The organism is Sphingopyxis sp. 10G20-10 (assembly GCF_057365075.1).
Genome location: NZ_CP195117.1, coordinates 1,485,668 through 1,507,026, shown reverse-complemented (window position 1 = coordinate 1,507,026; position 21,359 = coordinate 1,485,668). Strand labels below are relative to the sequence as shown.

24 protein-coding genes and 1 tRNA gene are annotated in these 21,359 nt (G+C 60.6%); 7 read left to right on the top strand and 18 right to left on the bottom strand.

The genetic code is table 11. The annotated features are described in order from the left end of the window. Nucleotides 1-28 precede the first annotated feature (28 nt). Nucleotides 29-1,471 (top strand): 8'-apo-carotenoid 13,14-cleaving dioxygenase, encoded by a 1,443-nt coding sequence (locus tag ACR3XE_RS07375; RefSeq protein ID WP_473698277.1) that lies wholly within the window; start codon nucleotides 29-31, stop codon nucleotides 1,469-1,471. Nucleotides 1,472-1,562: 91 nt separating this feature from the next. Here ACR3XE_RS07375 and rplL read toward each other — a convergent pair whose 3' ends face one another. The 4 genes from rplL to ACR3XE_RS07355 all read right to left on the bottom strand — a co-directional run bounded on the left by rplL (nucleotide 1,563) and on the right by ACR3XE_RS07355 (nucleotide 5,073). Beyond that, nucleotides 1,563-1,934: a 50S ribosomal protein L7/L12 gene (gene rplL / locus ACR3XE_RS07370; RefSeq protein ID WP_473698278.1), complete on the bottom strand. Its 372-nt coding sequence runs from the start codon at nucleotides 1,932-1,934 to the stop codon at nucleotides 1,563-1,565. 58 nt (nucleotides 1,935-1,992) lie between these two features. Continuing rightward, entirely contained in the window at nucleotides 1,993-2,508 is a 516-nt protein-coding gene (gene rplJ / locus ACR3XE_RS07365) for a 50S ribosomal protein L10 (protein WP_473698279.1), read from the bottom strand. A 755-nt stretch (nucleotides 2,509-3,263) separates the two neighbouring features. Next, complete coding sequence (locus tag ACR3XE_RS07360) at nucleotides 3,264-4,709, bottom strand: pyridoxal phosphate-dependent decarboxylase family protein (protein WP_473698280.1); 1,446 nt, start codon at nucleotides 4,707-4,709, stop codon at nucleotides 3,264-3,266. A gap of 70 nt (nucleotides 4,710-4,779) precedes the next feature. Continuing rightward, entirely contained in the window at nucleotides 4,780-5,073 is a 294-nt protein-coding gene (locus tag ACR3XE_RS07355; protein WP_473698281.1) for a 4a-hydroxytetrahydrobiopterin dehydratase, read from the bottom strand. 59 nt (nucleotides 5,074-5,132) lie between these two features. Between ACR3XE_RS07355 and ACR3XE_RS07350 the strand changes: the two genes are divergently transcribed. The 3 genes from ACR3XE_RS07350 to ACR3XE_RS07340 all read left to right on the top strand — a co-directional run bounded on the left by ACR3XE_RS07350 (nucleotide 5,133) and on the right by ACR3XE_RS07340 (nucleotide 6,908). Continuing rightward, nucleotides 5,133-5,564, top strand: a complete 432-nt coding sequence (locus ACR3XE_RS07350) for a metallopeptidase family protein (protein WP_473698282.1) — start codon at nucleotides 5,133-5,135, stop codon at nucleotides 5,562-5,564. After that, nucleotides 5,561-6,145 (top strand): heme ABC exporter ATP-binding protein CcmA, encoded by a 585-nt coding sequence (gene ccmA / locus ACR3XE_RS07345; RefSeq protein ID WP_473698283.1) that lies wholly within the window; start codon nucleotides 5,561-5,563, stop codon nucleotides 6,143-6,145. The genes ACR3XE_RS07350 and ccmA overlap by 4 nt, the downstream gene beginning before the upstream one ends. Before the next feature lie 115 nt (nucleotides 6,146-6,260). After that, complete coding sequence (locus tag ACR3XE_RS07340) at nucleotides 6,261-6,908, top strand: heme exporter protein CcmB (RefSeq protein WP_473698284.1); 648 nt, start codon at nucleotides 6,261-6,263, stop codon at nucleotides 6,906-6,908. A gap of 196 nt (nucleotides 6,909-7,104) precedes the next feature. On the opposite strand, the gene rplA is transcribed toward ACR3XE_RS07340, so the two are convergent. The 6 genes from rplA to ACR3XE_RS07310 form a co-directional block, all read right to left on the bottom strand. After that, the gene (gene rplA, locus ACR3XE_RS07335) at nucleotides 7,105-7,800 is read right to left on the bottom strand and encodes a 50S ribosomal protein L1 (RefSeq protein WP_473698285.1); all 696 of its coding nucleotides are present in this window, start codon (nucleotides 7,798-7,800) and stop codon (nucleotides 7,105-7,107) included. Nucleotides 7,801-7,804: 4 nt separating this feature from the next. Next, complete coding sequence (gene rplK / locus ACR3XE_RS07330; RefSeq protein ID WP_473698286.1) at nucleotides 7,805-8,236, bottom strand: 50S ribosomal protein L11; 432 nt, start codon at nucleotides 8,234-8,236, stop codon at nucleotides 7,805-7,807. 196 nt (nucleotides 8,237-8,432) lie between these two features. After that, a complete protein-coding gene (nusG, locus tag ACR3XE_RS07325) occupies nucleotides 8,433-8,969 on the bottom strand; it encodes a transcription termination/antitermination protein NusG (protein ID WP_473698287.1) in 537 nt (178 codons plus the stop codon). A gap of 29 nt (nucleotides 8,970-8,998) precedes the next feature. Then, on the bottom strand, nucleotides 8,999-9,196 hold the full coding sequence (secE, locus tag ACR3XE_RS07320) for a preprotein translocase subunit SecE (protein WP_473698288.1): 198 nt from the start codon (nucleotides 9,194-9,196) through the stop codon (nucleotides 8,999-9,001). A gap of 186 nt (nucleotides 9,197-9,382) precedes the next feature. Then, complete coding sequence (locus ACR3XE_RS07315; RefSeq protein WP_486185611.1) at nucleotides 9,383-10,744, bottom strand: MFS transporter; 1,362 nt, start codon at nucleotides 10,742-10,744, stop codon at nucleotides 9,383-9,385. 81 nt (nucleotides 10,745-10,825) lie between these two features. Continuing rightward, a tRNA-Trp gene (locus ACR3XE_RS07310) sits at nucleotides 10,826-10,901 on the bottom strand. A gap of 178 nt (nucleotides 10,902-11,079) precedes the next feature. Between ACR3XE_RS07310 and ACR3XE_RS07305 the strand changes: the two genes are divergently transcribed. The 3 genes from ACR3XE_RS07305 (at nucleotide 11,080) to ACR3XE_RS07295 (ending at nucleotide 13,194) form a co-directional block, all read left to right on the top strand. Beyond that, nucleotides 11,080-12,015, top strand: a complete 936-nt coding sequence (locus ACR3XE_RS07305; protein ID WP_473698290.1) for a DMT family transporter — start codon at nucleotides 11,080-11,082, stop codon at nucleotides 12,013-12,015. Continuing rightward, nucleotides 12,012-12,635 (top strand): glutathione S-transferase family protein, encoded by a 624-nt coding sequence (locus ACR3XE_RS07300; RefSeq protein WP_473698291.1) that lies wholly within the window; start codon nucleotides 12,012-12,014, stop codon nucleotides 12,633-12,635. Before ACR3XE_RS07305 ends, ACR3XE_RS07300 begins: the two co-directional genes overlap by 4 nt. Before the next feature lie 157 nt (nucleotides 12,636-12,792). Further along, nucleotides 12,793-13,194, top strand: a complete 402-nt coding sequence (locus ACR3XE_RS07295; RefSeq protein ID WP_473698292.1) for a bestrophin family protein — start codon at nucleotides 12,793-12,795, stop codon at nucleotides 13,192-13,194. 63 nt (nucleotides 13,195-13,257) lie between these two features. On the opposite strand, the gene ACR3XE_RS07290 is transcribed toward ACR3XE_RS07295, so the two are convergent. The 8 genes from ACR3XE_RS07290 to gcvT form a co-directional block, all read right to left on the bottom strand. Next, the gene (locus tag ACR3XE_RS07290) at nucleotides 13,258-14,814 is read right to left on the bottom strand and encodes a fatty acid--CoA ligase (protein WP_473700339.1); all 1,557 of its coding nucleotides are present in this window, start codon (nucleotides 14,812-14,814) and stop codon (nucleotides 13,258-13,260) included. An 87-nt stretch (nucleotides 14,815-14,901) separates the two neighbouring features. After that, nucleotides 14,902-15,537, bottom strand: a complete 636-nt coding sequence (locus ACR3XE_RS07285) for a DUF938 domain-containing protein (RefSeq protein ID WP_473698293.1) — start codon at nucleotides 15,535-15,537, stop codon at nucleotides 14,902-14,904. After that, complete coding sequence (locus ACR3XE_RS07280) at nucleotides 15,534-15,986, bottom strand: ABA4-like family protein (protein WP_473698294.1); 453 nt, start codon at nucleotides 15,984-15,986, stop codon at nucleotides 15,534-15,536. The genes ACR3XE_RS07285 and ACR3XE_RS07280 overlap by 4 nt, the downstream gene beginning before the upstream one ends. A gap of 1 nt (nucleotide 15,987) precedes the next feature. Then, entirely contained in the window at nucleotides 15,988-17,544 is a 1,557-nt protein-coding gene (gene gcvPB, locus ACR3XE_RS07275; RefSeq protein WP_473698295.1) for an aminomethyl-transferring glycine dehydrogenase subunit GcvPB, read from the bottom strand. Then, nucleotides 17,541-18,899: an aminomethyl-transferring glycine dehydrogenase subunit GcvPA gene (gene gcvPA / locus ACR3XE_RS07270; protein WP_473698296.1), complete on the bottom strand. Its 1,359-nt coding sequence runs from the start codon at nucleotides 18,897-18,899 to the stop codon at nucleotides 17,541-17,543. Before gcvPA ends, gcvPB begins: the two co-directional genes overlap by 4 nt. Before the next feature lie 3 nt (nucleotides 18,900-18,902). Next, nucleotides 18,903-19,721, bottom strand: a complete 819-nt coding sequence (locus ACR3XE_RS07265; protein ID WP_473698297.1) for a hypothetical protein — start codon at nucleotides 19,719-19,721, stop codon at nucleotides 18,903-18,905. Nucleotides 19,722-19,788: 67 nt separating this feature from the next. Further along, nucleotides 19,789-20,160 carry a glycine cleavage system protein GcvH gene (gene gcvH, locus ACR3XE_RS07260; protein WP_486185610.1) on the bottom strand — a complete coding sequence of 124 codons (372 nt, stop codon included), beginning with the start codon at nucleotides 20,158-20,160 and terminating at the stop codon, nucleotides 19,789-19,791. A 3-nt stretch (nucleotides 20,161-20,163) separates the two neighbouring features. Then, nucleotides 20,164-21,318 (bottom strand): glycine cleavage system aminomethyltransferase GcvT, encoded by a 1,155-nt coding sequence (gcvT, locus tag ACR3XE_RS07255; protein ID WP_473698298.1) that lies wholly within the window; start codon nucleotides 21,316-21,318, stop codon nucleotides 20,164-20,166. Nucleotides 21,319-21,359: the final 41 nt, after the last annotated feature.

Here is a 21,359-nt window from a genome sequence, read left to right as displayed (position 1 = left end):
TTGCCAATTTCCAATCAGGAGCCTCACCATGGCCAGTGCAGTCGAAACACTCATCCGCGGTGCCGTGACCAAGGGCATCACCAAAGTCGCCGACTTCAACCGCAAACGCCTCCCGCGTCCGAGCGACGCGCATCCCTATCTAAACGGCATCCACACCCCGATGACCGAAGAGTTCACGCTCGAATCGCTCCGTGTCGAGGGCAGCATCCCCACCGCGCTCAACGGACGCTATCTGCGCAACGGCCCGAACCCCGCCAAGGCGCCCGACCCCGCCAGCTATCATTGGTTCACCGGTGCCGGCATGGTGCATGGCATCCGCATCGAAAATGGCGAAGCGCAATGGTATCGCAACCGCTGGGTTCGCGGCGCAGAGGCGTGCGAATATCTCAACGAACAGGTCCCGCCCGGCCCGCGCGTCGAACGCTCCGATGCTCCCAACACCAATGTCGTCGGCCTTGCTGGACGCACCTTCGCCATCGTCGAGGCTGGAGGAAAACCCGTCGAACTGGACGATATGCTCGACACCATCGCCCACAATCCCTTCGATGGCACGCTTGCAGGCCCCTACACTGCCCACCCGCATTACGACCCCACGACCGGAGAAACGCACGCCATCACCTATGACGCGACCAAACCCGACCGCGTTTATCATGTCGTGCTCGACTCTGACGGGCATGTGATCCGCGAGCTCGCCGTTCCGGTCAGCGATGGCCCGTCGGTGCATGACTGCGCCCTCACTGAAAATTATGTGCTTGTCCTGGACTTGCCAGTTACCTTCTCAATGAAGATGCTGATTTCAGGCTTTTCTTTCCCCTATCACTGGAACGAAAATCATGCCGCACGGGTCGGCCTGTTGCCGCGTAATGGCAGCGCTGGCGACATCATCTGGGTTCCGATCGAACCTTGCTATGTCTTCCACCCCGCCAATGCCTTTGAAGCAGAGGACGGCAAAGTCATCGTCGACGTCGTTGCGCATGATACGATGTTCGACCGCTCAACACGCGGCCCCGACAGCGAAAAGTCCCGGATGGAGCGCTGGACACTCGATCCGGTGGCGCGCACCTCGGTGCGGTCGGTGATCCACGACCAGCCGCAGGAATTTCCTCGCTATGACGAGCGGCTGACCACCCGCCCCTATCGCTATATCTACAGCGTCGCGGTGCCCGATGATGATTGTGTGGAAATGGGAGCCGACGGCACGACAATATACCGGCACGATCTGACGACAGGCGAAACCCTCGTCCGCGATTTCGGCCCCGGCCACCACCCCGGAGAATTTGTCTTTGTTCCCCGCACCGATACAGGCGCGGAAGATGATGGCTGGCTGATCGGGCTGGTCGTCGACATGACTCAGGACACGACCGAGCTCATGATCCTGAACGCCGATGATTTTCAAGGTCCCGCCCAAGCCTCCATCCACCTACCGCACCGCATTCCGCCCGGCTTTCATGGTAATTGGGTTGCGGCCTGAATTACAGCAGCCACAGAAAAAGGGCGACACCGCGAGGTGCCGCCCTTTTTTAGCATGACAAGGCCGGATTGCCCGACCCAGCCAAACCGAATTACTTCAGTTCGACAGTCGCGCCAACGCCTTCGAGACGCTTCTTGAGCTCTTCGGCTTCGGCTTTGCTGACGCCTTCCTTGACGGCCTTCGGCGCGCCTTCGACGAGTGCCTTGGCTTCGCCCAGACCCAAACCGGTGATCGCGCGAACTTCCTTAATCGCGTTGATCTTGTTGCCGCCGTCACCCGTCAGGATAACGTCGAATTCGGTCTGCTCATCAGCAGCCGGACCAGCAGCGGCAGCAGCCGGTGCAGCAGCAACAGCAGCGGCAGCCGAAACGCCCCATTTTTCTTCAAGCATCTTCGAAAGGTCTGCCGCTTCAAGGACAGTCAGTTCCGACAATTGATCAACGATCTTTGCAAGATCAGCCATGTTCATTCTCCATCAAAACCGGGCTTGGCCCGGCGTATAAGTTTAACTCAGTTCGAAATTACGCTGCTTCTTTGGCGGCATATGCGCCAAAAACCCGCGCCAACTGACCCGCCGGGGCTGCGGCGATTTGCGCAACCTTGGTGGCCGGAGCCTGTACCAGACCGATGATCTTGGCACGCAGCTCGTCAAGCGAGGGCAGCGAAGCAAGCGCCTTAACGCCATCAACGTCGAGGACCACATCCCCCATGCCGCCGCCAACAATTTCAAGTTTGTTGTTGGTCTTGGCAAATTCCACAGCAATTTTCGCAGCAGCCACCGGATCGGTGGAGGTTGCAAGCGCCGTGGGTCCGGTCAGCAGGTCGCTGATCGCGGTGTAGGACGTGCCATCGAGCGCGATTTTGGCAAGACGGTTCTTCGTGACTCGAAAGTCGGCTCCTGCATCGCGCATTTGCTGGCGCAGCACCGTCGATTGCGCGACGGTTAGACCCAGGTTGCGGACGACCACAACCGAGGCAGCTGATGCCAGCGTAGCGTTCAGCGAGGATACGGCTTCGGCCTTTTCCGTACGATCCATGCCTATACTCCACTCTGTGCCCGAAAATGCGCGCGAATGCGCACCGCCGGGCGGCTAACACACGTGAATGCCGACACGAGCCAAGGCTCGCCTGCCATTCACGCAACGATGTCCGAAGGGGTCGGTCAAGCCGCAACGCCAGATATACAGGCGGGCGACCGAAAAAGACTGTTCCCCGTCTCGGCTGGAAATTAAGAAGGGCATAGTCCCTTCACCAACTGTCTCGGACGGAATTGCCTGTGCCGAGGCACAAACAATGCGCGACGGCCAATAGCGGGTGGGGTGGTGAAGTCAAGCCGCGGCGCAAGCCGAGCGGATAAAAGGCCCGTTCCGAAAGAACAGGGGGGGCGCAGAACCAGCCAACGGCGGTGATGGGCACGCCTTGCCCAGCGACCATAGCCGCGCAACAATATTCCAAAGGTCACAAAGGTCACACTAGGTCCCCCCTGTGTTTGCTCCCCGACGGCGAAGCGGCCAAGGCAAACGGGCTGATGGTGAGCAAGAGGGACGGTGCGCGTCATCCACCAGCTTGGAGCATGGCGCGATAATATAGGAAAGCGGTTTTTCGATCACTGCGATGAGGAGCGTTTTAATACATTCGCACCGTCATTCCGCGCGCCGGTCAAGCGTAGGTATTTAGTATTGTGTCCCCGGAATTGTGCAGGAATTGTCGTGTCCCCGGAATTGTCCAGAATTGCGGAATTGTGCGGAATTGCCAATGGCGGTTAGGGCGGTGAAGTCAAGCGGTGCGGCTTTCAATCCGCCGGCACATCCCGGTTTTCGCTGAGCGATTGGCCCATCGCAGCCATACGGCGGATGGATTCGCGAATTTCATCATCGCTCGTCCGCGGATTAATCGTGCAAAAGCGCAAGGCAGGCCGTCCCTTGAGCACCGTGGACGTTGCCAAGGCATAGCCGTCGGCCATCATCGCTTCGACAATCTGACCCTGCAACCTGTCCACAACGGCCTCGGCCAATCCCGCCGGTCGATAGCGAAAGCAAACCACACCCAACCGTGCGGGTGTGATAACTTCCCATTCGGTCGCCCCGCCGATCAAAGCGGCTTCGGTCGTTTCAGCCAGTGTAATGCCGCGCGCAATGGCTGCGCGAAACTTATCCAGCCCAAAGACCTGAAGCGACAACCAGAGCTTCAGCGACCGAAAAGATCGCGTTAGTTGAACGCCATAGTTGCCGAAGTTCACTTCCTCCGACACACCTTCGGTGTCGCGCAAATATTCGGGCATGACCTGAAACGTATCGCGCAACAGCGTCTGGTCGCGGACCAACACACAGCCGGTTTCAAACGACTGGAACAACCACTTATGGGGATCGAGCGACAACGAGTCGGCAAGACCCAGTCCTTCGAGCAACGGCTTGCCTTGCTCGGTGAGCACCGCAGGCGCGCCATAGGCACCGTCGACATGCAACCACATGGCCTCGCGCCCGCACAGCGCTGACAGTTGTTGTAGCGGATCGACCGCCCCGGTGTTGGTGGTGCCGGCATTCGCGATAACGCAAAAAGGACGGCGACCGGCGGCGCGATCTTCCGCCATCGCCGCTTCCAAATTTTCGACATCCAGCCGAAAATCGGTGTCGCTGGGCAACACCCGAATCTGGTCAGCAGCAAACCCCAGAACGCGCAACGCGCGCGCCACCGACGAATGGGTCTGATCGCTGGTATAGGCGACCGACCCTGTAATCTTGTCGTCCAGGATCACTTTGCGCGCGACCGCAAGCGCCGTCAGATTGGCCATAGACCCACCGCTGACAAACAAGCCGCCAGCCGCATCGGGCATCCCGCAGATCTGGCGCAGCCAGTCCACCACAACCAACTCTATCTGGGCTGGCCCTGATCCCGCGAACCAGGTGCCGGCAAAACTGTTGAACCCGGTGGCGAGCGTGTCCGCCATCACGCTGACGAAATTGCTGGGTCCGGGCACAAAAGAGAAAAAGCGCGGATGATCGACATGCAGCATATTGGCGAACACGTCACGCTGGAGCCGCTCGAGCAGTGCCATCGGATCACCCGGGCCGTTGGGCACGGGTTCGCGCAACAGGGCCTCTAGCTCGCCTCGCCCGGCCTTGCGCCCGACGGGGCCGTCATGCTGTTCTTCGACATGGCCAACCAACAGGTCGATCACCCGATAGCCAAAAGCTCGCATTTCCTCGCTGGTCAGTTGCAGCGCGTCGCGCTCGCTCATCGCTCATCCCTTACCAATATCAATCAATGGCGTTGCAGAACGCCCTGTCCGCGAAGCTCCTTTGCATGATTTACTTCGCCCAATACCCCTCAATCGCCTCCGCCAGCTTTGCATCGCGTTCCGACAACCCGTCGCAATCATGCGTTGTGAGCAAGATGTCGACGCGATTGTAAACGTTCGACCATTCGGGGTGGTGGTCCATTTTTTCGGCAACAATCGCGACGCTGGTCATAAAACCAAAGGCCGCCGCAAAGTCGGGGAATTTGAACTGGCGAGAGATCGCGTCACGCGCGCTATCGTGCGTCCAGTCGGGGAATCGCGCCAAAAGGGCGGCGCGCTCATTCTCGTCGAGTTTCTTTACCATCGCGCGATCTTCCTTTCGGTGCTGGTTTTCACGGCTTGTCCGCCATAAGGGTGGACGCGATGAGCGACAAGTCTGCCATAATTTCAGAGGCGGCCCGACTATGGGCCGGAACCGCGCCGGACAGCAACACGCTGTTTGCAATGGCCGAGACGGCCCTGACCACCCTGCCCTCGGTTTTCACGCCGCATGTCGCCGACGTCGTCCTTTCGATCGAGGAGTTTGCGTCTGAGGAAATACTGCGCTCGCTCGACATCGACCATCCCTATCAACTGAGCGGCCTGTATGAAGGCCGTCCGCTGACCGAGCGGAGCATCGATGCGAGCGGCGGGATGCCCGACCGCGTGACGCTGTATCGCATCCCCTTGTTGCTGGAGTGGATCGAAGGCGGAGAGCGGCTCGAAACGCTGGTCCGCCATGTCTTGATTCACGAGATTGGCCATCATTTCGGATTTTCGGACGATGACATGCACCGGCTGGAGGATATGAATTGAGCGCCCTGTTGCGGCTCAATGACGTCACCTGCATTCGCGGCGAGCGTCTGTTGTTCGAGGGACTGTCGCTGGAGATTGCTCCCGGCGCGGCGCTGTGGCTGCGTGGGCCAAATGGAGTCGGAAAGTCGAGCCTGATCCGGCTGGCGGCGGGGCTGCTTCGGCCAGCGACGGGCAATGTGACGCGTGGCGGCCCCTGTGCGCTGATCGACGAAGCATCGGCACTAGACCCCGAATTGCCGCTCGCGCGGGCGCTGGGCTTTTGGGCGGCGGTCGATGGCGTTGTTAGCGACGCGGTAACGTCCGCAATGGCAGCGATGGCCCTGACGCCGCTTTCTGAAGTGCCGGTGGCGATGCTGTCGACCGGACAGCGCAAACGTGCCGGCGTCGCTCGGGTGATCGCAAGCGCCGCACCGCTGTGGCTGCTTGACGAGCCCGCCAACGGGCTGGACGATGCAGCACGGGCACGGTTGGTGGCAGCCATTGCGGCGCATCGCGCAGGCGGCGGCGCAGTACTGCTCGCGTCGCACCAATCGCTTGGCCTCGACAATTTGGACGAACTCGACATGGGAGCGATGGCGTGATGCGTTGCTATCTTCGTCATTGCGAGAAGCCAAAGGCGACGCGGCAATCCAGTGCAATGCAAGGCCGCTCTGGATTGCTTCGCTACGCTCGCAATGACGGCATGGAGGTGCTGGCGTGAGCGCGCTGTCGGCCCTGTTCTGGCGCGATTTGCGGCGCGCATGGGGCAGCGGCGCGCTGTGGTTGCCGGTGCTGTTCTTCCTGCTCGTCGCCACCGCCTTTCCATTCGCGGTTGGCCCCGATGCGCCGTTGCTGGCGCGCACCGGCGGCGGCATGGTGTGGGTGGCGGCGCTCCTCGCCGCGCTGTTGCCTATCGACCGGCTGGTGCGGCCAGACAAGGATGCGGGCGTGCTCGACCAACTGGCGGTGCGGGGCATCGCCGATGAGGCGATTGCTGCGGTCAAGATTGCGGCCCATGCCTTGGCCTTTGGATTGCCGTTGTTGCTTGCACTATTGCCCGCAGCAGCATTGCTCGCACAGGATGGCACGCGCGTGGCCGTGCTGGCACTGGGGCTTGCCATAGCGATTCCGGCGCTGGCGTCGCTCGCGTTGCTCAGCGCGGCGCTGACCGCGGGACTGCGTGGCGGCAATGCGATTGGCGGACTGCTGGTGCTGCCGCTGGCGGTGCCTCTCTTGATTTTCGGGGCCGGGATGCTTGATCCGGCGGGACGCGGGGCGATGCAGTTTCTGGGGGCAACAAGTTTGTTGCTGACCGCGATCGGGCCGTTCGCGGCTGGCGGCGCAATGCGGGCGCTGCGGGAATAAGCCTATCTACGCCTCTCCTTCAGGGGAGGGCAGCGAGACTTAGCAGCTTGCTGCCTAGTCGCAGCGGGTGGGGGCCATCGGTCTTGCGCAAACCCGAAAACCCCCACCCCAACCCCTCCCCTGAAGGGGAGGGGCTTGAGATAGAAAAAGGGCCGAGGTTTCCCCCGGCCCTTTCGCTTATAGAATTGGTTTCAGGTTACGCGCCGAGTTCGGCGGTATCAACCTTTACGCCCGGGCCCATCGACGACGACAGGGCAACCTTCTTGACATATTTGCCCTTGGCGCCTGCCGGCTTTGCCTTGACGATCGCATCAACAAAAGCGTCGAAGTTCTGGCGGAGCTTTTCCTCGCCAAACGACAGCTTGCCGATGCCGGCATGGATGATCCCGGCCTTTTCGACGCGGAATTCGATCTGGCCGCCCTTGGCTGCTTTCACGGCTTCGGCGACGTTGGGGGTGACGGTGCCCAGTTTCGGGTTCGGCATCAGGCCCTTGGGACCCAACACCTTGCCAAGGCGGCCAACGATACCCATCATGTCGGGGGTAGCGATGACGCGGCCATAGTCGAGGTTACCGGCCTGCATTTCTTCCATCAGGTCTTCGGCACCGACCTTGTCGGCGCCAGCTTTCTCGGCTTCTTCGGCCTTGTCACCGCGAGCGAACACGGCGACCTTGACGTCTTTGCCGGTGCCGGCGGGCAGCGTCACAACGCCGCGGACCATCTGGTCGGCGTGGCGCGGGTCGACACCCAGGTTCATCGCGACTTCCAGAGTCTCGTCAAACTTGGTCGACGACAGGTCACGAATGGTCTTGATCGCTTCGTCCACAGCGTGGAGCTTCAGCGCGTCAACCTTGCCCTCAAGGGCTTTCTGCTTTTTGGTCAGCTTTGCCATCGGTTCAGCCCTCCGTCACTTCAAGACCCATCGAACGGGCACTGCCCTCGATGATCTTGGTTGCTTGGTCGAGGTCATTGGCGTTGAGATCTTTCATCTTGATCTCTGCAATGGCGGTGAGTTTCGAACGGGCAATCTTGCCGCCGCTGATCTTGCCAGGCTCTTTCGAACCCGATTTCAGATTGGCAGCTTTCTTGATCAGGTAGGACGCAGGCGGCGTCTTGGTGATGAACGAAAAGCTCTTGTCGGCGAAGACGGTGATGATCGTCGGCGTCGGTGTGCCTTTGTCGATCCCGTCGGTCGCGGCGTTGAACGCCTTACAAAATTCCATGATGTTGACGCCACGCTGGCCGAGTGCCGGCCCGAGCGGCGGCGAGGGGTTTGCGGTCCCTGCCGGTACTTGCAGCTTGATATAGCCGCTGATCTTCTTGGCCATGGTGGCCTCCTGTTCTTTCTGTTGAACCCCCGAAAACAAGGGTCCTCAAAATAAGCGGTCAAACAGAAGGCAGAAAGCCTTCCTCCCGCGCGGAATCACGCCCGTATCTGACGCGAAGGCGCGCCTTTAACGAGAATGACCTTGTGTCGCAAGGCTTTTGGAGCCTTGCAAACAATGGAAACGACCCGTCGGGCCGTCACTTCATCCGTTCGACCTGTTCAAAATCCAGCTCGACCGGGGTGGCGCGACCAAAGATCGACACCGACACTTTGACGCGCGCCTTTTCGAAATCCAGTTCCTCGACCAGCCCGTTGAAGCTGGCGAAGGGGCCGTCGAGAACCTTGACCTGATCGCCGATTTCATAATCGACGCGGATTTCCTGCTTCGGACGGGCCGCAGCCTCTTCCTTACTGTTCAGGATGCGCGCGGCTTCCGCCTCGCTGATTGCTTGGGGCTTGCCCATCGATCCGAGGAAGCCGGTCACTTTCGGCGTATTTTTGACCAAGTGATAAACATCGTCGGTCATCGTCAGCTTGGCGAGGACATAGCCGGGGAAGAATTTGCGTTCGGCCTGAACCTTCTTGCCGCGTTTAACCTCGGTCACGGTTTCGGTGGGAACCTCGACCGATTCAACGAGCGGGGTCAGCCCCATACGCTCTGCCTCTGCGACGACCGAATCGCGCACCTTGTTCTCGAAGCCCGAATAGGCGTGTATGATGTACCAGCGCGCCATAATCTCTATCTATCCCGTCCCTGAAATTTCTAGCCGGCGAGTGACGTCAGCCAGCGCACGATGGCACTGAATACCGTATCAATTCCGACGAAGAACATCGCCAAAATCACCGTCATGATCAACACCATGATCGTCGTTTGCATCGTTTCGCGACCCGTCGGCCACACAATCTTCCTGGCTTCGTCCTTCACCTGATTGATGAATTGCCCGGGGCTGGTCTTGGCCATGATGATCGTCCAATCCTGTTTGCGTAGGTTACGCTGTCCAAATGGGTCGCCGCCTGCGCCGCGTCAAGCGGCCTTTCAGGCAATAATCCGCCCACCCCTCCCGAAGCAATTCGGCGAAAGGCGGAGAATAGCGGCACATCTGTCCGAATGAAGCGGCCTTTAGCCATGTGCCAAGGGCATTGCAAGTCATAGAGGCGCGGCAGGGCGCGGAACGGGGCGGACAATGGCAAAGGCCGGTTCACGCACAATTTGCAGCAACAAGACGACCATAAGCCCCCATGCGAGCGCGGGCATGATCGCAAAAATCAGATGAACCGGCCCCGCCGATTGCCGAGCGTTGGCGGGGTCAAAGCCCATCCAGTCCAGCAAGACATAGCTGATGGCAATCGCCATCGCGACGCCGAATTTCTGCATCAGATTGACGATCGCGAACAAAAAGGCCGAGCGGTCGCGATGACAGCGCATACGGTCTTGGGGGATGAGGTCGGACAGCATCGCATAGGCGAAAAGCGCACCGACAAAGCCGCTCCCCAGCACCATTGAAAAGATCATCGCCTGAACCAGACCGACCGGCGGAATCACCAGCGACGCCAGCAAAACGGTCGAAACAAAACTGCCCATCGCAATGAGCATCAACGGTTTGCCATACCGGCGCGCGAGCTGGGTCCAAATCGGCACCGCAATCGCCCCGCCAACAAAGCTGCTGAACAGGATGAGCGCGCTTTGCCCATCCAGCCCCAGCACCGCATCGGCAAAATAGACAAATAGCGCGGTCAGAGATCCAAAGGCAAAACTGTTGCAAAAATGGATTCCGAACAAGAGCATGAGCGGCTTGAAGGTCAGCGATGCCCGAATTTCCGCGCGCCAGCCGATACCCGGCGCCGCCCCCACCGGCCGCGACGGCAGCCGTCGCAATGCCAGTAGCGCAAGCGGAACCGTCACCAGCACAAGGCTGGAATAGGCCAATATCCGGCCCTGCAAATCGAGCCCCGGAATCAACTGCTGCGCCACTGCGGGCGCCGCAAAAGCCGCCAGGAAAACGCCCTTTGAATACCAGTCGCGCGCGCCAAACAGCCGCGCGCTTTCATCGGGATTGCCGACGAGCGCCGCCCCCCATGACAGCTGCGCCACATCATATAGGCTGTAGCTGGAATAAAAGAGCAGCAGCACCGGCAGCAGCGCCAGAAAAGGCAATCGATCGCCCACCATAAGGATGACCAGCAACAGCATCAGCAAGGGAATGATGCCGCGCATCATCCACCGCCGATGCGCGCCGGTACGGGTGTCGACGCGGTCGATCATCGATCCGATCAGCGGGTCAATGATGCCGTCCCAAATCGTCGTCAGCGAAAACAGCACGCCCACCAACGCCACCGGAATCGCCCCGCCCGCCGCGATATAGGGCGGCAGATAAACGCTGAACGGCAGGCTGAACATCACGCTGGGACCAGCGGTCACGGCAAAAGCGGCGACGGTTTTCTTGCCAAGCGCCACAGGCGAAACCGTGTCGCCATGGGGCCGCGATGCCCTGTCCTGATTCGTCGCCATCGCGCGCTCCCGTCACTAAAACGGGAGCATCCAGTTATTTACATTGATGTCAACGACAACCGGTTGCGCGATGCGCGGACCTGGCAGGGGCAGTAGGACTCGAACCTACGGCCCTCGGTTTTGGAGACCGATGCTCTACCAACTGAGCTATACCCCTAGGCCGGTCGCGCCTTTAGCCCCAGTGAAGGGGATGACGCAAGAGGAATGGCATCACTTTACGCCGATGTGGTCCGTTTCGCTACTCCCTCCGTCGCATTTCATCCAAAGCGGAGGATTGGCGAATAGATCAGACGATGGGTTGCACCCCGCAACCGGCCTGTTATGCGCTAGGCCACATGACGCCCCCAGCATCCTCTGGCGCATCGCCGCCGCATTATCTGGGCGGTATCCTGCTGCGCTTGCTGGCGATGTTCGCACTCGCGGTGCTGTTCGTGATGGTCAAACTGCTGGCCGCATCGGGCCTTCATATTGTCGAGAGCATGTTCTGGCGACAGGCCTTTGCCCTCCCCTTTGTTTTTGGCTGGGCGATGACGCACGGCGGCCTGTCCAGCGTCGCCACCAAAAGAATCGGGGCGCACAGCCGCCGCATGATTTTGGGCTTGGCCGGCATGGCGTGCAATTTCGGTGCGATGATCTATCTCCCCATGGCGGAGGCGACGACCATTGCGCTGTCGGTGCCGATTTTTGCGGTGGTTTTTGCGGCATTGATGCTGCGCGAACCCACCGGTCCGGCGCGGTGGAGCGCGGCGGTGATCGGCTTTGTCGGGGTGCTGATCGTGCTCAACCCCGCCGCCTCGCTCAACGGTCATCTGGGCAGCGTGCATCTGACCGGAACACTCATTGCCATCACCGGCGCGGTGCTGACCGCGCTCGTCACCATCGCGCTGCGCGATCTGGGCCGCACCGAAAATGCGGCGACGACCGTGTTCTGGTTCAGCCTCCTCTCGCTCATTCCGCTGAGCATCGCCCTGCCCTTTTTCATTCAAGCGCACAGCGCGTACCAATGGGGCCTGCTGGTCGGGCTAGGCCTGTCGGGAGCAATCGGGCAGGTGGCGCTGACGGCGGCGCTGCGTCTCGCCCCCGTCGCGGTGGTGATGCCGATGGATTATTCCAGCCTGCTCTGGTCAATAGTCTTTGGCTGGTGGATATTCGCCACCATCCCCGCCGCGACCACCTGGATTGGCGCGCCGATCATTGTCGCCAGCGGACTGTTCATTGCGTGGCGTGAGCATCGCCGCCACATCATTCGTGTCAGAGAGATTGCCGTATGACGCTGCCCATCCTCTATCATTGCGCCGATGCGCGCTCGCTGCGCTGTTTATGGGCGGCCGAGGAAGCAGGGATGGAGGTCGACCTGCGCGTCCTGCCCTTTCCCCCGCGCGCCTTTGCCCCCGAATATCGCGCCGTGAACCCGTTGATGACCGTGCCCGGTTGGTTTGAGGATGGACGCTTGATGACCGAATCGAGTGCGATTTGCGAGCGCATTGCCGAAGGAACGCCGCTGGAGGTGCGCCGCGACGAAGCCGATTTTTGGGAGTGGCGCAACTGGCTCCACCGCAGCGACGCGACGCTGACCTTCCCGCTCGCGATCATGATCCGCTACACCCGCGTCGAACCAGAGGAACGACGGCTGAGCCAAGCGGTCGAGGACTACAAAGCCTTCTTCGGCGGACGGGCAAAAAGCATCGAGAAGGCGCTGGCCGATGGCCGCGAATGGCTGGTCGCAGGGCGCTTCACGATAGCCGATATTGTCATCGGCTATGCGGCATTTCTGGCGACGACGCTAGGTGCAGACGATGTGTTGGGCGAGCAGACCCAAGCGTGGCTGGCGCGGTGCATGGTGAGGGATGGCTTTGTGCGGGCGAGGAAGCGGCAAAAGATCGATGCCTGAAAAACACGATAATGCGGAAGATTATGGTGACACATGCAACGACTTCAAAACTATAAGAGATTCATTGCAACTGTCACAATATTCTAAATATCTTGGCAAACAATTGATTGGACCACTCGCTATCTTGTGATAGCGAGTATCGTTTAGGGGACATACAATGCACACGCAGGGAGCGACGGGTAAAGGATTGCTAAAAACCGTTGCAGCGTGTGTGTTAGCTCCCATCGTCACTGTTGTGCTGGCAGGATTGGTCGGCGGTATCTTCGGGATATTCTACAGCCTAATGACAGTTATCCGACCAGGAATTATTGGCTTCCTGGCAGCAGTCATAGGAGGAATCGCGGGAATGTATGCGGCTCGCGCCTTTTGCGACAAATATTTAACGGGATATGTCCCGCAGTCGGTTTTTTTCGTTTATTCGATTGTTGTCGCCTTGTTAGCCTACATGTATCTTGTCATTCTCCCTTTCGAATGGGAGAAACTTGCTTCTTACGCACAAATTGCTGTTATCGCGTTTCTCTCTTATTCGCTGTTTTGGAAAGTAGAGCCGATAGACTGACCAGAACGCATTATTGCAGTTACAATCTGTTCTTGCCCAGAGTACCGAATCTCCACTACCCCCTCAATTCACCATCCGCTCGCGCCCTTCCCAATAGGGCGCGCGTAAATCCTTGCGCAATATCTTGCCGCTGGCGTTTCTTGGCAGGGCCGCAATCACATCAACTGTCTTGGGCACTTTGAACGGGGCGATGCGGTCGCGGGTCCAGGCGATGATGCTGGCGGGATCGACTTCTGCGCCCGGTTTGGCGACGCAGATGGCTTTGACCGCCTCGCCCCAGCGCTCGTCGGGAATGCCGATCACGGCGACTTCCAGCACTTGCGGGTGGCCATAGATCGCGCTTTCGACCTCGGCGGGATAGACATTTTCGCCGCCGGTTATGATCATGTCCTTCATCCGGTCGTGGATGAAGATATAGCCGTCTTCGTCCATATATCCCGCGTCGCCGGTATGGACCCAGCCGTCCTTGTCCAGCGTCGATGCGGTGGCGTCGGGCAGGTTCCAATATTCGATCATATTGTTCGATGACCGGGTGATAATCTCCCCCACCGCGCCGGTCGCGACGTCGTTGCCGTCAGGATCAATCACGCGCACTTCGACCCCCGCCATCGGGCGACCTGCCGAGCGCATCCGCGGATTGCCGTTGGGATCATGATCCTCTGGCGGCAACAGGATGACGGTGCCGGTGGTTTCGGTCATGCCATAGGCCTGAATGAAGTCGGCCCCGAAAACCTTGATACATTCGCGCAGCAATTCGAGCGGGATCGGCGCGGCGCCATAGAGGATATATTTCAGCCGCGAAAAATCCATCGTCGCACAGCGCGGGTTCTGTAGTATCATCTGCAATGCGGCGGGGACCATGAAAAAGCGGGTAATCCGTCCCTTCTGCACCAGATCGAGCACGCGGTCGGTGTCAAATTCGGCGAGCACATGGCTGGCCACGCCCGCCGCCAGCGCCATCACGTTCAGCCCGGTGCCACCGATATGAGCGCAAGGCATCGCGACCAGCACGCCCTCATCCTCGTCCCATTGTGTCCATGGCTCATTGGTCCGCATATTGGGCAAACGCAGACCGAACAGGTTGCGGTTCGACAGCACCGCGCCCTTGGGCTTGCCGGTCGTGCCGCTGGTATAAAGCTGCAGCACCGCGTCATGCTCGCCCGAGGGGGCAAAATCGCGGCGGGCGGCGGCGGCGATGCGTTGCCGCGCGTCGTCGGCACCGATCACATGCTCGACATGGGTCAGTTTGTCGCGGATCGCCGCAACCGGCGCGTCGAAACCGGGGCCGGTAAACAGCGCTTTGGCGCGGGTATCATTGACGATATAGGCCCATTCCTCGCCCGCCAGCCGCCACCCGATCGGCACCATGACGATGCCCACGCGCGCCGCGCCGAAAAAGAGCAGCGCATAGACATCGCTATTCTTGCCGATCCACGCGATGCGGTCGCCCTTGGCCAACCCGAGATCGAGCAGCATTGCCGCGACCTTGGCGGTTAGTTCCTCCATTGCAGCAAAATCGACCTCGCGGTCTTCCTCGGTCAGCGCGGTGCGCGAAGGCGCGGTTTGCGCCCAGTGGCGCAGAAACTGATCAAAGGTAATATGCTCCGCCATGTCCGTCATCACGCTCTCTCCGCTGGTCGCCTGTCTCGGCGTTGGGGCAACGGTATCAGGACGGATCGGCATTTGCCAAGCGCCATCGCAGGACGATCAATCGCGGCGGAACAGCAGCATCAGATTATTCGCTGGCATGGCGCGGCGTTCGGTGAAGGTCAGGCCCGCATCCGCCGCTGCGGCCTTGATCGTCGCGATGTCGCGCAGACCCCATGCCGGATTGCGGGCGCGGAGCGACTCGTCAAAGGCGCGATTGCTGGCGGCTGTGTCGACATCGGCTTCGCGATACGGGCCATAGAGGATCAGCGGCGCGGCGGAAGGCAACAGGCGCGCGGCGCCTGCAAGCAGCCCCAGAGTCGCGTCCCACGGGCTTATATGGACCATGTTGATACACAGGATTGCGGCGGCTTGGGCGACGGGCCAATCGGGCGCGGATGCATCCAGTTCAAGCGGGGCAGCGATGTTGGCAAGGTTGCTTTCGCTGCTCCACGCCGCAATTGACGCCAGAGCCGCCGGATCGGGGTCGCTCGGTTGCCAGTTCAGCGCCGGAAAGCGCGCCGCGAATTGGACGATATGCTCGCCCGATCCGCTGGCAACTTCCAGCACGGTTCCGGTTTCGGGTAACCAGTCGGCGAGGACATCAACAATCGCATCGCGGTTGCGCAGCGTTGCGGGGGCGTGGCGCTTGGCCCCCTCGCCCGCTTCGGCGGCCAGCCACGGCTTTGACGTCATGCCGCCTTCGCCATCGCCCGCGCGCGCCGTTCGCGCACGATCAACCAGCAGAGCAGACCGACCGGACCGAACATCAGGGTCAGGAACAGGAACGGGATCTGGACGATGCGGTTGAACCCCTTGTTATCGGCATCGCGCGCGATCCACAGGCCGGTGAACAGATCAAACGCCAGATAATGGGTCCAGCCAATGACCGCGCCGCCCTTTGTCGCGAACAGCGCCATCACGCCCGCCAAGGTCGTGAAATCCATCGCCGCCTTCGGCCCTTCGGCATCCCAGCCGCCGAACATCAGACCGCCCAGCATGATGGCATAGGCGAGGCACAAGAGCAGCACGCCAGCATAAAGGATGAGCGCCAATATTCTGGGATGACGCGGTAATAAAGCCAGCGCCACCCAAGCGATTATGGCCCAACCGTTGGTGAGCGAAAACAGCGCCTCCCAGCTCATATCAACCCTCCCCCTCGCTCCACGCCAGTACAGGTTTGCGTGCCGCACCGGTTTCGTCGAGACGGGCGCGGGGGGCGAAGTGCGGTGCGGATTTGAGCGACGGCTCGCCCTGCTTGGCGCGCATCGCGACGCTGCGTAACGCCCCGATGAACTGGTCGAGCGCGGCCTTGCTCTCGGTCTCGGTCGGCTCGATCAGCATCGCACCATGGACGACAAGCGGGAAATAGACGGTCATCGGATGATAGCCCTCGTCGATCAGCCCCTTGGCAACGTCAAGTGTCGTAAAACCCTCGGCCAGTCCGGCATCGCTGAACAGCGCTTCGTGCATACAGTGGCCGGAGGCGGCAAAGGGCGCGTCCAATACGTCGGACAGGCTGCGCAGGATATAATTGGCGTTGAGCACGGCGTCTTCCGCCACCTGAGCCAGCCCGTCGGCGCCGTGGCTGAGCATATAGGTCAGCGCGCGCGTGAACATGCCCATCTGGCCATGAAAGGCAGTCATGCGGCCGAAACTGTCGGGGTGATTATCACCCGCCGTTTCTTCCTCGACCAGATGAAAACGACCATCGGCCTGACGCGCCACAAAAGGCAGCGGCGCAAAGGGGGCGAGCGCCGCCGACAGCACCACCGGTCCCGACCCCGGACCGCCGCCGCCATGCGGAGTTGAGAAGGTTTTGTGCAAATTGATGTGCATCGCATCGACGCCCAGGTCGCCGGGGCGGACTTTACCAACGATCGCGTTGAAATTGGCCCCGTCGCAATAGACATAGCCGCCGACCGCATGAACCGCATCGCTGATCGCTTTCATGTCGCGCTCAAACAGGCCGCAGGTGTTGGGGTTGGTAATCATCACCCCGGCAATGTCAGGGCCAAGCCGCGCCTTGAGCGCTGCCAGATCAACGCGGCCTGCGGGCGTTGCTGGAATATCCTCGACCGCATAGCCGGCATAGGCCGCCGTCGCCGGATTGGTGCCATGCGCGCTTTCAGGTACCAGAATGACGCGGCGATCCTCGCCGCGCGCCTCAAGCGCCGCCTTGATGCACAATATGCCGCACAGCTCGCCATGCGCGCCCGCCTTGGGCGACATGGCGACGCTGCTCATGCCCGTCAGCAGCAGCAGCCATTCGGCCAGCTGGTCGATAACCGCCAGCGCGCCCTGCACCGTTTCCTGCGGTTGGAGCGGATGGACGTCGGCAAAACCCGGCATCCGCGCGACCTTTTCATTCAGGCGCGGATTGTGCTTCATGGTGCATGACCCCAGCGGGAACAGGCCCAGGTCGATGGCGTAATTCTGACGCGACAGGCGCGTATAATGACGCACAGCCTCTGCTTCGCTCAGCCCCGGCAGGCCGATCGGCGCGGTGCGCGTCAAGGCACCAAAATCGGCGGCGGGGGTGGCGTCGTCAAAATCGACCCCGGTGGTTTCGGTCGAACCAATCTCAAAGATCAGCGCTTCCTCCAGCATCAGCGCACGGTTGCCGGTGAAGGTGGTCTTGTCGTCCGCACCTCCCGCTACATTCATTTCGGGGCGCCAGCCGCTCTGGTTGATAACCGTCATGCCAGACACTCCTTCAACGTCGCCGCAAAGGCCGCAATATCCGCCTCGCTGACAGTCTCGGTCACGGCAACAACCAGTCCGTTGGCCAGCGCCTCATTGTCCGGATAAAGCCGCCCCAGTGACACGCCGCCCAATATATCCTTTTGGGCCAGTTTATGAATCAGCGCGCGCGCATCGGTCGGCAGTTTCAATGTAAATTCGTTGAAATAGCCCTGATTAAGCAGCGACACGCCGGGAATCGCCATAAGCTGTTCGGCAGCGGAGTTCGCCCGTTCATGGTTGATGGCGGCCAACTGTCGCAACCCAGCCTCACCCAACAAGGTCATATGAATACTAAAAGCCAGCGCACAAAGCCCTGAATTGGTGCAGATATTTGATGTCGCCTTTTCGCGACGGATATGCTGCTCGCGGGTCGATAACGTCAGCACAAAGCCGCGCTTGCCATTGGCATCGACCGTTTCACCGCACAGTCGTCCCGGCATTTGCCGAACATATTTGGACTTGCAGGCGAACAGACCGACATAGGGTCCGCCGAACTGCAACCCGACCCCGATAGCCTGCCCCTCGCCAACGACAATGTCGGCGCCCATCTCTCCCGGCGATTTGATCAGGCCGAGGGCGACCGGTTCGGTCACAACTGCAATCAGCAACGCGCCCGCTTCCTGACACGCCGTTGCCAGCGCGGTCATATCGCTTATCCGGCCCAATATGTCGGGATATTGAACGACGACACAGCTCGTTTCCTCATCGACCGCCGCCGCCAGTTCGGCCCAATCGGTCCCGGACTGCAGAACAGGATCGCCGTCGACCAGTGTGTCACGCGTATATTTCGCCATCGTCCGCGCGACGCTGCGATAATGGGGATGCAGTCCGGTCGACAGCAGCGCCTTGCTGCGCTTGGTGATGCGTCGCGCCATCACAATCGCTTCCCAGCATGCCGTCGAGCCGTCGTACATCGATGCATTGGCGACATCGCAACCGAACAGCCGCGCGACCTGCGACTGGAATTCGAACAGCATCTGCAACGTGCCTTGGGCAATTTCGGGCTGATAGGGGGTGTAGGCGGTCAAAAACTCGCCGCGTTGGATCAGATGATCGACGCTCGCCGGAACATGGTGGCGATAGGCCCCCGCCCCAAGAAAGAAGGGACCATCACCCGCCGCGCGGTTGGCGCGTGCGAGCGCGCCCATATGGCGCTCGACCGCCATTTCGCTGGCGTGAAGCGGCAGGCCATGGATCGGCCCGTCGAGCCGCGCCTCGGCGGGCACATCGGCGAACAGATCGTCAATATTCGCCGCGCCAATGGTCGCGAGCATCGCGGTGCGATCATCGGGCGTGAGAGGCAGGTAGCGCATATATTACTCCGGTGTCGGGGCAGGTTGAGCGTTAAAAAGCGGTGCGAGATCGGCCAGCGAACCGCCAAAAGTGGCGGGGCCGCTCTGGGCAGTTCGCACCCAGGGGGCAAGCCAGATGCGAAAGCCGGCATCGCGCACGCGTCGGCAAAAGGCGAAATCCTCTGACAACAGATGGCGCGTGTCGGGATCAATCATGGGCAGGAAAAAGGCGCGCGCGGTTTCGGCAATGCGATAACCCTGTTGCTCGGACGGGTCGGTTCGATAAGCAAGGTCGGGATGCGCGTCGCGCAAAACCGTGAGGACATCGCGACGGATCAACAGCAACCCTGTGCCAATACGCGCCAGCTCCACCAGATCGGTGAGCGCAAAATTCTGGTCCGGTCGTAGAAAGGAAAAGGCAAATTCGCCCGAATAACGGGCAAGGTCTGCCGCCCTGTCCTTTCCCAGTCCCTGATCCGCAGCGCGGGCCACATTGGTCCAGTTGACGACGCGGCGCGGCACCGGCGCGCCCAGCATGGCGCAATCGGGATTGCCGTCCATCGCCCGCACCAGCGAGAATATATCCTCAGCATTAAAATCCACATCGGAATCGATGAACAACAGATGCGTATAATCGCCCTGCAGAAACAGGTTTGCCAAGACATTGCGCGTCCGATCAATCGACGGCTGATTGAGGACGAATTCGAAACGAACGGAAATCCCCTGCGATTCAGCCGCAAGCGCAAGCGCCAGCGCGGCTCGCACATAACCGCCCTGCGCGCCTTCATAAATCGGCGTCGCAACCATCAGGCGGCATCGGGACAAGGCGGCGTCGATCGTCACTCTGCGACCAGCCGAGGGCCGATCACAGCGCACCTTTCGTCGTGCCAGCCGCTGGGCAGCGCACCCGTCATTGGTCGTCGCAAAAGGCCTTATAGGCTTTGGCGTTCATCAGACCTTCGAGCTGGCTCGCGTCGGACAGCGCCATGCGAAAGAACCAGCCTTCGCCTTCGGGGTCCGAGTTGACGAGCGCGGGCTCATCCTCGAGCGCGCTATTGCCATCGGTGACAGTGCCATCGACGGGCGCATAAACATCCGACGCAGCCTTGACCGATTCGACAACCGCCGCATCACCGCCCTTGCTCAGCTCGGTTCCCGTATCGGGAACTTCGACGAAAACAATATCGCCAAGTTGCTCTTGCGCGAAATCGGTGATGCCGACCGTCGCGATCTCGCCGTCGACGTCGACCCATTCATGTTCTTCTGTGTAGTAACGCGGCATGGCTCAACCTCCCCTTCGGACGTAATTGTGCGGAACAAATGGCATGGCAGTAACGGTGACGGCAACGCGCTTCCCGCGCACCTCCGCGGCGAGCGGCGTCCCCGGTTCGGACAGCCCGCGCGGGACATAGCCCATCGCGATCGGCATGCCGACGCTGGGGGCAAAGCCGCCCGATGTGACAATCCCGACTTCGGTGTTGCCGTCAAAAATCTTTGCGCCTTCGCGGACGGGCATTTTGCCGTCAATGGTCAGCCCGACGCGCTTGCGCGGGCTGCCGGCCGCCAAATGACCAAGAATGCGCGCCGAACCGGGAAACCCGCCCTCTTCGCGACGTCTTTTGGAAATGGCAAAGGACAGGTCAGCCTCGATCGGATCGGTTTCGGGCGAAAGATCATGCCCGTATAGCGGCAGCCCCGCCTCCAACCGCAGCGAATCGCGCGCGCCAAGCCCGATGGGTTTAACCTCCGGCTGCGCGCACAGCGCATCGGCAAAGGCTGTGACCTGATCGGCGGGAAGCGAAATTTCAAAGCCATCCTCGCCGGTATAGCCTGATCGGCTGACCCCAACCGGCACACCATTCCAGTCATAGGGGCTGGCTTGCATGAAAACGAGCTGACTGACCGTTGGCCAATCAGGCTGCAATGGCGCAAGCCCAATCCGTGCCAGCGCATCAACCGCTTTCGGCCCCTGCAAGGCGAGCAAGGCGTGATCATCCATATGGTTGAGGGTGATTTTGTCGGGCAGATGATCGCGCAAATGGGCGATGTCATCCCATTTCACCGCGCCATTGACGACCAGATAGAGGCCGTGCCCGTTATTGGTAATCATCAGATCATCAAGGATGCCGCCATCCTCGGCAAGCAGCAGCGAATAGCGCATACGCCCCGGCTTGAGCACTGAAATATCGCCGGGGACCAGCGCCTCCAGCGCCTCCGCAACGCCATCGCCGGTCAGGACAAGCTGGCCCATATGGCTGACGTCGAACAGTCCGGCACTTTCGCGGGTCCATTGATGCTCGGCCATAATGCCGTCATAGTGAATCGGCATCCAATAGCCCGCGAATTCGACCATTCGCGCGCCCTGCTCGCGATGCCATGCGTCAAGGGGCAGCAATTCGGTCGCTACCGCAATCTCTTCGTCACTGTCTGTTTCGCTCATGTCCGTCTCCCGTCGATGACATGGCGCTTCGCGGCCACATG